At 60.7% G+C, this 12,504-nt stretch carries 12 protein-coding genes; 4 read left to right on the top strand and 8 right to left on the bottom strand.

What is annotated here, in order from left to right; genetic code table 11:
* Nucleotides 1–47 precede the first annotated feature (47 nt).
* Nucleotides 48–470: a nucleoside-diphosphate kinase gene (ndk, locus tag HYP802_RS0121145; protein ID WP_013949731.1), complete on the top strand. Its 423-nt coding sequence runs from the start codon at nt 48–50 to the stop codon at nt 468–470.
* Between the two features lie 58 nt (nt 471–528).
* Nucleotides 529–1,038: a DinB family protein gene (locus tag HYP802_RS0121140; RefSeq protein WP_024276487.1), complete on the top strand. Its 510-nt coding sequence runs from the start codon at nt 529–531 to the stop codon at nt 1,036–1,038.
* Here HYP802_RS0121140 and HYP802_RS0121135 read toward each other — a convergent pair.
* From HYP802_RS0121135 to purN, 4 genes are all read right to left on the bottom strand, one after another.
* Nucleotides 1,035–2,348 carry a dicarboxylate/amino acid:cation symporter gene (locus tag HYP802_RS0121135; protein ID WP_029671147.1) on the bottom strand — a complete coding sequence of 438 codons (1,314 nt, stop codon included), beginning with the start codon at nt 2,346–2,348 and terminating at the stop codon, nt 1,035–1,037. The two genes, HYP802_RS0121140 and HYP802_RS0121135, sit on opposite strands and share 4 nt — an antisense overlap.
* A 233-nt stretch (nt 2,349–2,581) precedes the next feature.
* Nucleotides 2,582–2,779: a hypothetical protein gene (locus tag HYP802_RS0121130; protein ID WP_013949728.1), complete on the bottom strand. Its 198-nt coding sequence runs from the start codon at nt 2,777–2,779 to the stop codon at nt 2,582–2,584.
* A 402-nt stretch (nt 2,780–3,181) separates the two neighbouring features.
* On the bottom strand, nt 3,182–4,543 hold the full coding sequence (locus HYP802_RS0121125) for a cytochrome P450 (protein WP_013949727.1): 1,362 nt from the start codon (nt 4,541–4,543) through the stop codon (nt 3,182–3,184).
* Nucleotides 4,544–4,734: 191 nt separating this feature from the next.
* On the bottom strand, nt 4,735–5,388 hold the full coding sequence (purN, locus tag HYP802_RS0121120) for a phosphoribosylglycinamide formyltransferase (RefSeq protein ID WP_024276485.1): 654 nt from the start codon (nt 5,386–5,388) through the stop codon (nt 4,735–4,737).
* A 230-nt stretch (nt 5,389–5,618) separates the two neighbouring features.
* Between purN and HYP802_RS0121115 the strand changes: the two genes are divergently transcribed.
* The gene (locus tag HYP802_RS0121115) at nt 5,619–6,926 is read left to right on the top strand and encodes a glycosyltransferase (protein WP_081741012.1); all 1,308 of its coding nucleotides are present in this window, start codon (nt 5,619–5,621) and stop codon (nt 6,924–6,926) included.
* A gap of 163 nt (nt 6,927–7,089) precedes the next feature.
* Here HYP802_RS0121115 and HYP802_RS0121110 read toward each other — a convergent pair whose 3' ends face one another.
* The 3 genes from HYP802_RS0121110 to HYP802_RS0121100 all read right to left on the bottom strand — a co-directional run bounded on the left by HYP802_RS0121110 (nt 7,090) and on the right by HYP802_RS0121100 (nt 9,097).
* Nucleotides 7,090–7,455, bottom strand: a complete 366-nt coding sequence (locus tag HYP802_RS0121110) for a hypothetical protein (RefSeq protein ID WP_024276483.1) — start codon at nt 7,453–7,455, stop codon at nt 7,090–7,092.
* 68 nt (nt 7,456–7,523) lie between these two features.
* Nucleotides 7,524–8,627, bottom strand: a complete 1,104-nt coding sequence (locus tag HYP802_RS0121105; RefSeq protein WP_013949723.1) for a glycosyltransferase family 1 protein — start codon at nt 8,625–8,627, stop codon at nt 7,524–7,526.
* A gap of 212 nt (nt 8,628–8,839) precedes the next feature.
* The gene (locus HYP802_RS0121100; protein WP_013949722.1) at nt 8,840–9,097 is read right to left on the bottom strand and encodes a hypothetical protein; all 258 of its coding nucleotides are present in this window, start codon (nt 9,095–9,097) and stop codon (nt 8,840–8,842) included.
* 252 nt (nt 9,098–9,349) lie between these two features.
* Here HYP802_RS0121100 and HYP802_RS0121095 point away from each other — a divergent pair, with 252 nt between their 5' ends.
* Nucleotides 9,350–11,170, top strand: coding sequence for a methanol/ethanol family PQQ-dependent dehydrogenase (locus tag HYP802_RS0121095; RefSeq protein WP_013949721.1), 1,821 nt, complete (start codon nt 9,350–9,352; stop codon nt 11,168–11,170).
* 38 nt (nt 11,171–11,208) lie between these two features.
* On the opposite strand, the gene purM is transcribed toward HYP802_RS0121095, so the two are convergent.
* Nucleotides 11,209–12,345, bottom strand: coding sequence for a phosphoribosylformylglycinamidine cyclo-ligase (gene purM / locus HYP802_RS0121090; protein ID WP_013949720.1), 1,137 nt, complete (start codon nt 12,343–12,345; stop codon nt 11,209–11,211).
* Nucleotides 12,346–12,504: the final 159 nt, after the last annotated feature.

The following is a 12,504-nucleotide window of genomic DNA, read 5'->3' as shown; positions in this document are numbered from 1 at the left end:
TATAAGCCCGCGTAACCCACATAAAATCCGTAAAGCGAGACAGACTTATGGCCATCGAACGCACGTTTTCTATCATCAAACCCGACGCCACGCGCCGCAATCTTACCGGTAAGATCAACGCCGTGATCGAAGATGCGGGTCTGCGCATCGTGGCTCAGAAGCGCGTCCGCTGGACCCGCGCCCAGGCCGAGAAGTTCTATGAAGAACACAAGGCACGGCCTTTTTACGGCGAACTCGTGGATTTCATGACCTCCGGCCCGATCGTTCTGCAGGCGCTGGAAGGCGAAAACGCCATCGCAAAGTATCGTGAAGTGATGGGCGCGACCGACCCGAAGGAAGCCGCTGAGGGCACCATTCGTAAGCTTTTTGCGGAATCGAAGGGCTCCAATTCGACGCACGGCTCCGATAGCGCGGCAGCAGCCGAGCGCGAAATTGCCTTGAATTTCCGCCTCGACGAGATCGTTGGTTAAAAATCTTGGCCGGGGCGCCGCGTGCGCTCCGGCCTCTGCATTTCCAAGGAAAATGGCGATGATTTCGCCGTCCTACCTCCGCACAATGGCCCGCTACAACAGTTGGCAGAACGCCAGCGTCTACCGGGCCTGCGAACAACTGACGGACGCCCAGCGGAAAGATGATCGCGGTGCATTCTTCAGCTCGATCCACGCCACGCTGAACCATATTCTCTGGGCTGATCAGATCTGGCTGTCGCGGTTCGAAGCCGCTTCGCCGCCAGCCAAGCCCGCTCTTTCCGATAGCACAACCTTATTCGAGGACTGGGACGCCCTGAAAGCCGAACGACAGCGCTTCGACCGCGTCATTGAAGATTGGACCGATCGCTTCGAAGCATCCGGCTGTGAAGGCGATTTGACCTGGTATTCAGGTTCGGCCGGGCGCGAGATGACCCGTCCGAAAGCTCTGATCCTCATGCACATCTTCAATCACCAGACCCATCATCGCGGTCAGGTGAATGCGATGCTGACGGGCTTCGGCATCAATCCCGGCGTGACGGATCTGCCGTTTTCTCCCGATCCCGCCTAGGCGGCGTCGGCGATAACACCGCCGTTTCCGCCCAGCTCCCGCTCGAACGTCTCCTCATCGATCGCACCTTCCGACTTGGCGATCACAATGGTCGCGATGCCATTGCCGATCAGGTTCATGAGCGCCCGGCCTTCCGACATGAAGCGGTCGATCCCGAGGATCAGCGCCAGCGACGCAACCGGAATATGCGATGTCGTGCTGAGCGTTGCGGCCAACGTGATGAAGCCCGATCCCGTAACGCCTGCAGCGCCTTTCGACGTGAGAAGCAATACGCCGAGGATCGACACCTCATGCCAGATCGTGAGCTCGGTGTTCGTCGCCTGCGCCAGGAAAATCGCGGCCATCGTCAGGTAAATGCAGGTGCCGTCGAGATTGAACGAATACCCGGTCGGGACGACGAGCCCGACCACGCTTTCCTCGCAGCCGGCCTTGCGCATCTTGGCAATGAGGCGCGGCAGGACGCTCTCCGAGGACGACGTCCCAAGAACGATCAGCAACTCGTCCTTGATGTAGGCGAGATAGCGCAGGATCGAAAAGCCGGACAGCCGCGCGATTACGCCCAGCACGCCGAACAGAAAAATAAGACACGTCAAATAGAAGGCGAACATCAGAAAGGCGAGGCTCGACAGCTTGTCGATGCCGTATCGTCCGATCGTGAAGGCCATCGCGCCGAATGCGCCGATGGGCGCCAGCTTCATGATGAAGCCGACCATCTTGAACAGCACGTCGCCGATCTGTGCGACCAGATCAAGCATGGGTTTGCCGCGCGGCCCCAGCGATTGCAGCCCGAACGCAAAGAGCAAGGCGACCAGCAAAACCTGCAGGATATTGCCGTCGACGAAGCCGCTGAGAAACGTGTTCGGAATGATGTCGAGAATGAAGCCGACCGCCGACTCTTCCTTCGATTTCGCAACGAAGCTTGCGACGGCCTTCGCATCGAGCGACGCGATATCGACGTTCATGCCGGCACCGGGCTTCAGAACGTTGACGACGACCAGCCCGATGACGAGCGCCAGCGTCGTGAGGACCTCGAAGTAGATGAGGGCTTTAATCCCGACCCGTCCGACCTTTTTCAGGTCGCCCATCGACGCGATGCCGTGCACGACCGTAACGAAGATGATCGGCCCGATCAGCATCTTGATGAGTTTGACGAAGCCGTCGCCCAGCGGCTTCATCGCCTCGCCTGCCGACGGATAGAGATGCCCAAGACCAACGCCCAGAGCGATCGCCGTCAGGACCTGGAAGTAGAGATGGGTATAGAAAGGCCTCCCACGTGGCTCCGCGAGCATAGTTTCGTGGTCTTGCTGCATGAAAGACGTTCGCGCCTCGCTTGATTGAGAGGCGGCACACTAACGGCGACATTCCGGGCGCGATAGTTTCCGGCCGCAGAAATATCTCGTTCGATGGTTGAATGCGAAAGACGGTGGAATGTGAATTCGCCGCGAGGGTCGCGCCGAATGCGGCGGAACAGACCCTCGTGGCGCTTCGTCCGGTTGCCAAAGATGCGCACCGACGCATCCGCAGGCCGGACGGTGGACGGCGCTTAGGCGGCCGCGACCCAACTTCCCGCGACGAACCCGAAGGCAACGGCATCGGGGTTGCGGCGTGCAGTTTCTATCAATTTCTCGGGCGCTTCCACGTCTAGCGCAACCGCGACGTTCTTTTCTTTCGATCTGCGCGGTTTTGCACCCGTCAACAAGAAGACGGGCTTGCCAAGTACGACGGTTCTCACGGACTCCATGGTGAGGGCCTCCTGGAGTTTGGAACGTAGGCGTTTCGGCTGTGTCTGGACGACACGGGGGGCAGTGACATCCAGAATGTGCTATTAATTCATTAACGTGCAGAGACTATGACAGCATTAACCAGTGCAGGAAACCCGGCACTCTCGCGTATGCGAGCCGCTCTACAACTCGAATTTGCACTTTCCTGAGCACTTTGCGGGCGTAAAAGCCTGTATCGCGGCGCGATATTGCCTGTGGAAAACATTGCGAATGGTATTCACGGACAAGGAATCAAATTGAGTAACGCGATGTTACGCGCACGACTTGAGTGCAAATCCGGCTGAAAAGTTCTGAAAAAGAAAATGGCCGGGACGATCTCCCGGCCATTCTGCATCTCAACGTCCATTCGCTGGCAACAAGCGTCAGCTCAGCTCGTGGATTTTGAATTTCAAGCCGCCCTTCGGCGTCAGCGTCACCGTCGCGTTGAGCCCAGCCGGATCCTTGCCGACATACTCGGGACGGAAGCGCCGCAGGAGACGCGACAGCGCCAGCGTGTTCTCGACTTGGCTCATCGCGCCGCCAATGCACGAACGCTTACCAGCGCCGAACGGCAGATAGCTGTACTTTACCTGCTTCTTGGCGTTGCCCGCCATCCAGCGCTCAGGCTGGAAGGATTCGGGTTCGGGCCAGAATTTCGGATTGTGGTGCGCGCCGTAGCTGAAGATCGACACGCGGTCACCTGGGTTGATCTTCACGCCGCCGATTTCGTCTTCGGCCGCTGCGATGCGGATGAGGCTCCAGACCGGCGGATAGATTCGCATCGTTTCCTGGATGACGGCGCGCGTATAGGCGAGGCCGGAATAGTCCGCCGCCGTCGGTTCGCGATCCCCGTAGACCTGCTCGCCTTCCTGCCGGATGCGCTCCGCCATTTCCGGACGGCGCGACGTCTCATACAGCGCCCACGCCAGCGTCAAAGCCGTCGTCTCGGTGCCCGCCCACAGATACTGTTTCAGCTCGTCGATGGCCTGCTGCTGGTCGAATTCCGGAACGGAAGGATCGGCAACCGTCGCCTCGATCATCTTCAGCAGCGTGCGCTCGCGCATCTCGCGCGGATCGGCGCCCATGACGGCCGGGGGCACGCTCGCCCACACTTCCATCGCCTTCGCCGGATCTTCGTCCGTCATCTCGAAGACTTCACCTGCCTGCTTGCGCAGACGGATGTCGCGATGGTTCATGACGTCGGTATAGGTTTTCACGCACTTGAACACGACGTGCGGATTGAACGGCATATCGCGGTCAAACAGCGCCTTGCAGATCATGTCGGCTGCGAGCGTCCACGTCTGCTCGACCATCTCGACCGTCTCGCCGCTTTTTGCAAGGTCGGCCCAGAGCGCCATCTTCGTATCGATCGCGCGCAGGAAGTACGGAATGTACTCGGCGAACATGTCGGGGTGGAACGCGGGCTGCTGCGGCATCCGGATCTTCTGCCAGAGCGCACCGTCGTTCGTGATCATCGACTTGCCGAAGATCGGCTTCAGGCCGTCGAAGTATTTGATGTAGTTGTCGGCTTTAGTGACCAGCACGTGCTTGAAATATTCAGGCTCTGAAATAAGCACGACACGTTGATTGGCCATATTGACCGGCAGGACAGGACCGTAACGGTCCATCATCTGCATCAGAATGCGCATCGGGTTATCCGGATCGCCGCGCAATAGCGGCGTCAGGTTGAACCAGATGCTAGATTCGTCGCCGAGACCCAGGGTGTGGCTGGGGGTCGTTTCCATAGGCATTCTCCATTCGGGACCGGAGGAGCGGTGCGCGTATCAGCCTTGCGGGCGCTTCGTGCGCCCATCGGGCTCGCGCTGCACTTCGGTCGCCGGATCTCCCTCTCCGGAAGCCATAGAAATACCACGGTTTGGGGGGTGCCTGTCCATGCGACGGCCAGTGCAAGGTAACCAGCAAATGACGCTGTGGATCAGATCACTGGAGAGTACAGTGGGTTCGTTTCGCTAACTTCCGAAGATATAACAATTTTCTCACCTTCGCAGCATACCTGCCCTGCGGCGACAAGTCTTAACGCTGCCGGGTAAACTCGGTGTTCTACTTTGAGGATCTTGTCCGCGAGTGTCTCCGCGGTATCACTCGATAGGACTGGAACGGCCGCCTGCGCGATGATTGGACCGGCATCCATCTCCGGCCGGACATAATGAACCGTGCATCCCGCGATCTTCACGCCAGCCGCAATAGCCTGCTCGTGCGTGTGCAGGCCCTTGAAGCTCGGCAGCAGAGACGGATGGATGTTGATCATCCGATTCTGCCAATGCGCGACGAATTCGGGCGTCATCAGCCGCATGAAGCCCGCGAGCGCGACAAGCTCGACATGGTGCGTATCAAGCGCCGACTGGAGCGCCCGCTCGAACGCCGCTCGTGACCCGTAGCCCTTGTGGTCGATAATGACCGTCGGCAGCCCCTGCTCCACTGCCCACGCGATACCCGCGGCATCGGGCCGGTTCGAAGCGACAAGCACGATCTCGGCCGGATAGTCGGGGGCGCGTGCAGCAGCCACCAGCGACTGCATGTTCGAGCCGCGGCCGGAGATCAAAATGGCGGTGCGTTTCTTGGTGCTCATGGCCGCCCGGAATAGCAGAGCAGGCTTCGGTGCGCGAGTGCATCTGAGGTGAGACATGAACGCCACGAGCCGCAGGGTTTGTTAGCCATGGTTGACGACCGTTGTTGCAGCAGGGTGTCACCTTACGCATTCTGAAAGGGATCGGGGGCCACGATCGCAGAAATGGGCGACTGATACGTCAGCGGCGCTTCTGCCGCGCGGCGGTCAGTTATCTGCAAAATCGGGTCGAAATGGCACGCCGGATTTCATTGCTTACCGTTGGAACGCTGGGCGACGTCGGGCCCATGGTTGCCCTCGGCTTGGCGCTCAAAGAGGCTGGCTACGAAGTCAGCGTCGCAGCTCCCGAAGACTTCATGGACTACGTCCGCAGCAAGGGGCTCGAAGCGCGCCGCTGCGGCACGGATTTTTCGAAGTTCATGAAAGAGGGCGAAATGGCGGAGATCGCCGGCGCCCACACGCTGGTCACGGTCAAGAAATGGCTGAGCCCGGGCCCCGACATGCGATCGCTGTTTGAGAGCATCCTTCTCGATTCCGTCGCGGCCACGGCGGATGCCGATGCCATGATTTTCCATCCCGTCATCTCGGTCGCCGGTGAAATCGCCGAAGCACGAAACATCCCCGCCGTCATGGCCGGTCTCGGCTCCGTTTCGCCGTCGGCCGAAAACCTGTTGTCGGTCATTCCCGGAACCGGCATCCCGGCCTGGAACCGGTACGGCTACAAGACGCTCGGACTGCAGCGGCTGGCCTATCGGCGTGTCATCGGCGAGATCCGCAAGTCGCTGGGCCTTGGCCGGTCGTTCTGGATGAAGCATCCGCATCGCGTCCACGGCAAGCGTGCGTCCGTTCTCTACCCCGTCAGCCCAGTTCTGCAGCCGCGCGCGAGCACGGAAGGCGACGAGATCTACTTCACAGGTTACTGGTTCCGCGATGAGGCGCCGAATTGGCGTCCATCCGGCAAGCTCGCGGAGTTTCTGGCCGCCGGACCGCGTCCGATCTACGTCGGCTTCGGCAGCATGCCCGCGCTTGGCCTTGAACGCACCGAGATGATCTTGCGCGCCTGCGAAGCAGCCGGACAGCGTGCGATCCTCGGCAAGGGGCGCGGCGAGTTCGATAGCGTGCCATTATCCAGCAACTTCCATCTGATCGACCAGTTCGTACCGCACGATAAACTGTTCCGCGAAGTCGGCGCCGTCGTCCATCATGGCGGCCTCGGCACGACGACGTCGGCCTTGCGTGCCGGACGTCCAAGCTTCGTCGGTCCCTTTATGATGGATCAAAAATACTGGGGCCATCGGATCTTCCAGCTCGGCGCCGGGCCGGATCAGCTCCCGATCCAGGACTGGACGCTTGAGGCGCTGACGGCCCGCATCCGCGACGTGGCGACCAATCCATCGTATGCGCTGAGGGCCGCCGAGATTGGCCGCGCCATGGAGCAGGAAGACGGCGCCGCCAACGCCGTCGAGATTATCAAGAAGCTCCTCGGCGGGCCGGCAGGCGACGCCGCGCACGCCGGCGCTTCGCAAGTCGTCGCCGCTTAAAGGGCGCAACGAAGACGTCAACGGATGAATGCGCTCGCCCGCAATCGGCAGTGAACTTCGTTTTCGATGCGCACCGCGATGACGCCATGTTAGCGCAACAGTCAGGCCAAATTCTCCTCGTATAGGCGCGAGCGTCAAAGAACGAGGAGAAAACATGCTCAGCTCAAGGATCATCCTGGCTGCTATCATCATCGCAGGAACTGCCGGGACCGCCACATCTCAGGCCATTCGGCTGGATGATCGCGGCTTCAGCTTCCGCTTCGGCAAGGACGATCGCCGTGGCGATGTCGAAGGCAAACGCGCGAGCTGCGAAGTCTATGCCCGCATCGCGCAGGTTCAGGCTGATGCCAATATCCGCTATCGCTGTGGTTTCCGTGGTCCGCAATGGGATACTGATACCCGCAACCATTTTCGCTGGTGCAGATGGGCTCGGCGCGCCGACTTGGCACGCGATCAGCTCTTCCGGTCTCAGGGACTTCAGGATTGCTTCAATCGTCTGGGCGACTTTGACGACCGTCGCTGATCGCACGACACATCAGGATAACGAAAGGCCGGAGCGTTGCTCCGGCTTTTTTGTTTGCGCCCCGCGAGAAACGATCAGCTGATCGGGCGCGCCGTCGCCCGCGGCTTGATATGCAGGTGTTTCGCCGCGTGTGCTTTGACAAGACGCTTGCCAAGCCCTGCTGCCCGTCGCGCCTGATAGATGTTCGCTAGGAAAAGATTGGCGACGCGCGACCAGTCGTGCCGCATAGCCTGCACCCGCACCTGATCGCGGTCGAGCTTCAACGCGGCGAGTGCCGCCGCCCGCAGGTCATCATCGAGGCAGCCGGTCACGCCGGGCGTCACGACATCGATCGGACCCGTCACTGGATAGGCCGCAACGCCGAGGCCTGAAGCCATGGCTTCGAGCAGCACCAAGCCGAACGTGTCGGTGCGGCTCGGAAACACGAACACGTCGGCGTTGGAATATTCCTGTGCCAGATCTTCGCCCGTCTTGGCGCCCTTGAAGACGACATCGGGATACCGGCTCCGCAGAAGCCCGAGGATCGGCCCGTCGCCGACAACGACCTTTCGGCCCGGCAGATCGAGATTGAGGAACGCCTCGACATTCTTTTCGCGCGAGACGCGGCCGACGTAGAGAAACGTCGGTCCGGCTTTGGCGCCGGCGTCACCCGCGTCGCGCATTTTCGCGCGCGGCTTGAATTGCGCAGTATCGACGCCGCGCGACCACAGCATCAGCCGCCGGAACCCGCGTCCCGACAATTCCGTCTTCAGCGATCGCGTTGCCACGAACATGCCGATGCCGGGCCGGTGAAACCAACGCTGAAACGCGTAGCTGATCCACGCCGGCAGGCCGGTGTAGGCCTCGATGTATTCCGGAAACCGCGTATGGAACGACGTCGTGAAGCGAATGCCCTTGCGCAGGCAGACGCCGCGCGTAGCAAGCCCGATCGGCCCTTCCGTCGCGATATGCACGTGATCGTAATTGCCCTCTTTCAGCAGCGCGGCAACCTGCGACCGCCGCGCCAGCGCCAACCGGATCTCGCGATAGCCGGGACACGGCAGCGTCGCGAAATCCAACGGCGATAGGATCGTGACCATGTGGCCCGCGGCTTCAAGCTCGCGCTTCAGGTTCTCGTAGGTGCGCACCACACCGTTGACCTGCGGCTTCCAAGCGTCGGTGGCGATGAAAATTCGCATCACGCTACCTCGATGTTGGGGCGCCGCGCCGATGACAGGCAGGAAGCGGCGCGATCCGCAAGGTCGCCGGGCGGGCCAGAGAGCATGACGAGAAGCAGGTCCGAATCTATCTAGCGGCGTATTTTAATCCGCTTCTGACCTCAGCATTTTTCGATTGTGTGACAGTTGGCGGGAATTGCACGAACAATCTGCAATTTAACCTCTAGGAAGCCTCAAGACTTGCATCGTGCGGCGTCAGTCGCGCTAAGCTGGGCGATCCGGCGCCACGTCATATAGGCGCGGATATCGGTAAACTGCCCGTCGGCGAGACGGGCGATCGGCGGCGCGTCCTCATCCTGATGGATGATCTCGGCCATGATCCAGCGGTCGGAAAATTGCTCGTCCGCCAGCCCGTCGAATGCCGGACGCGGCACGCGATATTTGATCTCGATGATTTCGCCCACAGCGAGGTCTGAGGTACGGCCAGCCATGTGGGTGCTCCTGTATAGTTTACGGAGCGGCGTGAGTAGACGCGGAATTTTTCAGTTCCGTGGCAGTTCTCTGACCGCCGGATTGCAAGTCGTTAATGCGCGACGCGAGTAACAACGCAATTGCGGGATTTTCCCCGTAGGCGCTTCAGCTTGCCGCGTTTTCATCTCCGGCCGACAAAAGTCTGGTACGCCCGGCTCTTGGGTCCTGATATGCCGGGCCCGAGATCAAGCCGGATCTCGGGAGGAATTGGAATGAGGAAGTGTTTGGGCCTCGTGGCCGTCTTGGCGGCATTAGGCTTCGCGGCCCAGGCGTCAGCGAACCAGGATGTCCAAGCTCTCGCCAGCGATCCCGCCAACTGGGCGATCCAATCGGGAGACTACAGCGGCCACCGCTATTCGAAGCTCGATCAGATCAACGCCTCGAACGTCGGCGACCTTCGCGTCGCGTGGACGTTCTCGACCGGCGTGTTACGAGGCCACGAAGGCGGCCCGCTGGTCATTGGCGATGTCATGTACCTCGTGACGCCGTTTCCGAACGTCGTGATGGCGCTCGACCTCGCGCATGAGCAGAAGATTCTCTGGAAGTACCAGCCCAAGCAGGATCCGTTCGCCGCTGCCGTGATGTGTTGCGACACGGTAGACCGCGGAGTGCAGTATGCCGAGGGCAAAATCCTCGTGCATACGGCGGATACTTCGCTCATCGCGCTCGATGCCAAGACCGGCGTGGAAATCTGGAAGGTCAAGGAAGACGATCCGAAGAATGGCGCGTCAGGAACCGGTGCGCCGCTCGTCGTGAAAGACAAGGTGATCGTCGGTGTCTCGGGCGGCGAGTTTGGCGTCCGCTGCTACATCACCGCCTACGATTTGAATTCCGGCCATCGCGTCTGGCGCGCCTATTCGATGGGACCGGACGCCGACATGCTGATCGACCCCGACAAAACAACGTCGCTCGGCAAGCCGGTCGGCAAGGATTCCTCGCTCAAGACTTGGAACGGTGACCAATGGAAGATCGGCGGCGGACCGGTCTGGGGCTACATGGCCTACGATCCGGCTCTCAATCTGGTTTACTATGGCTCCGGCAATCCTTCTACATGGAACCCGGTGCAGCGCGCAGGGCCCGGCGGTAAGCGCATCGACCAGAAATGGTCGCAGACGATTTTCGCCCGTGACGCCGACACCGGCATCGCCAAGTGGGTCTATCAGATGACCCCGTTCGATGAGTGGGACTATGACGGCGTCAATGAACCTATCTTGACCGACCTCGATATCGATGGCGTCAAGCGCAAGGCGCTGACCCACTTCGACCGTAACGGCTTCGGCTATACGTTGGACCGCGTGACTGGCGAACTGCTCGTCGCGGAAAAATTCGAGCCGGACGTCAATTGGGCGACGAAAGTCGTGACGGACAAGAGCGATCCGCAATACGGACGCCCGCTCATCAATAAAAAGTTCTCGCCCTTCGAGACGGGAACGGACGATGTGACGAAAGGCATTTGTCCCTCGTCGATGGGCGCAAAGAACCAGCAGCCCGCCGCCTATTCACCGCTCACCGGCTTGTTCTACGTTCCGGTCACGCGCCTCTGCATGGATATGGAAGCCTTCAAGGTCTCCTATCAGGTCGGGCAGCCCTATGTCGGCGCGACGTTGACGATGTTTCCCGCGCCCGGCGCCAACGGCAACACAGGGGCTTTCATCGCGTGGGACGGCGCCAAAGGCAAAACCGTGTGGTCGAAGCCGGAACGCTTCGCCGTGTGGTCGGGTGCGCTGACGACGGCGGGCGGCATCGTCTTTTACGGCACGCTAGAAGGCTATCTGAAAGCGGTAGACCAGAAGACCGGCAAGGAACTTTTCAAGTTCAAGACGCCGTCCGGCATCGTCGGCAATCCGATGACCTACATGCACGACGGCAAGCAATATGTCGCCGTCCTCTCAGGCGTCGGTGGATGGGCGGGCATCGGCCTCGCCGCCGGATTGACCGATCCGGAAGACGGTTCCGGCGCCGTCGGCGGCTTTGCTTCTCTATCGAGCTATACAGGTCTCGGCGGCACACTGACGGTGTTCGCGCTGCCGTGAAAGGCGGCTCAAGCCGCGGAGATCCATCGGCTCGACGATCAGGAAAACCGCAGCTTGCCGTCGTACTTCACGGCCCAGGCTTCGCCCTTACCTTTGGCTTCCGATTTTTCACCTGTCGGCGGAATAACGTCGCCGATGACGACAGGCTCTTCACCCGCCGATGTCAGCGCCGCGATCACATCGTCAGCGCGCGCCTTCGATACGATTGCGATCATGCCGATGCCGCAGTTGAACGTGCGCAGCAGCTCCGCGTCCGGAATGTTGCCCGTCTTCGCCAGCCATTCGAACACCCCCGGCGCTGTGAATGACGACAGGTCGATCCGGGCCGCAACGTCCTTCGGCATGACCCGTGGCACGTTCTCCGAAAGTCCGCCGCCGGTGATGTGCGACAGCGCCTTGATCGCGCCCTTCAAGCCCGAGCCGCCCGTCGCGCGGATCGCATTGATGAGCGGTTTGACGTAGATCCGCGTCGGCGTCAGCAGCGCTTCCGACAACGACTCGTTTTGCGAATGGGCAAACGGCGCGGGCGCGTTCCAGTCGAGCTTGGCGTGCTCGACAAGCTTGCGCACGAGGCTGTAGCCGTTCGAATGCACGCCCGATGATTTAAGGCCGATTAGAATATCGCCGACGCCGACATCGGCGCGCGGCAGAATTTCGTCGCGTTCGACCGCACCGACCGAGAACCCAGCGAGATCGTAATCGCCGCCTTTGTAGACGCCGGGCATCTCCGCCGTCTCACCACCGATCAGCGCGCAGCCCGCAAGCCGGCAGCCTTCCGCAATTCCCGCGATGACATCGCGCGCCACGTTCACGTCGAGCTTCCCGACCGCGAAATAATCGAGAAAGAAAAGCGGCTCCGCGCCCTGCACGACAAGATCGTTGACGCACATCGCGACGAGGTCGATGCCGATGGTCGCGTGCCGCCCCGTGTCGATCGCGATCTTGAGCTTCGTACCGACGCCGTCGTTTGCAGCGACCAGGATCGGATCGCGAAAGCCGGTGCGTTTCAGATCGAAGAGGCCGCCGAACCCGCCGAGGTCGACGTCGGCGCCCGGACGGCTTGTCGCCTTCGCCAGCGGTTTGATAGCTGCGACAAGCGCATTTCCTGCGTCAATATCGACACCCGCGTCGGCGTAGGTGATGGGTTTCTGCGAATTTTGATCAGCCGCGGACATCAATCCTCGTCGTCGTTTGAATGCAGGATGCAACGGGCGGTGCTGTCTCGAAGCATCGCAGCGGGGAGAAGGTTGGGTTAAACTCACTTTTGCCCCATTGCCAACCCGTCATGGGGGTCGTAGCAGCGACTGGACCTGAGAGCAAACGAAGCACTGACC

It is taken from the genome of Hyphomicrobium sp. 802 (genome assembly GCF_000526135.1).
Lineage (GTDB): Bacteria > Pseudomonadota > Alphaproteobacteria > Rhizobiales > Hyphomicrobiaceae > Hyphomicrobium_B.
Note: the sequence above shows the minus strand (reverse complement) of the source record. Positions and strands in the feature narration are given on the sequence as shown.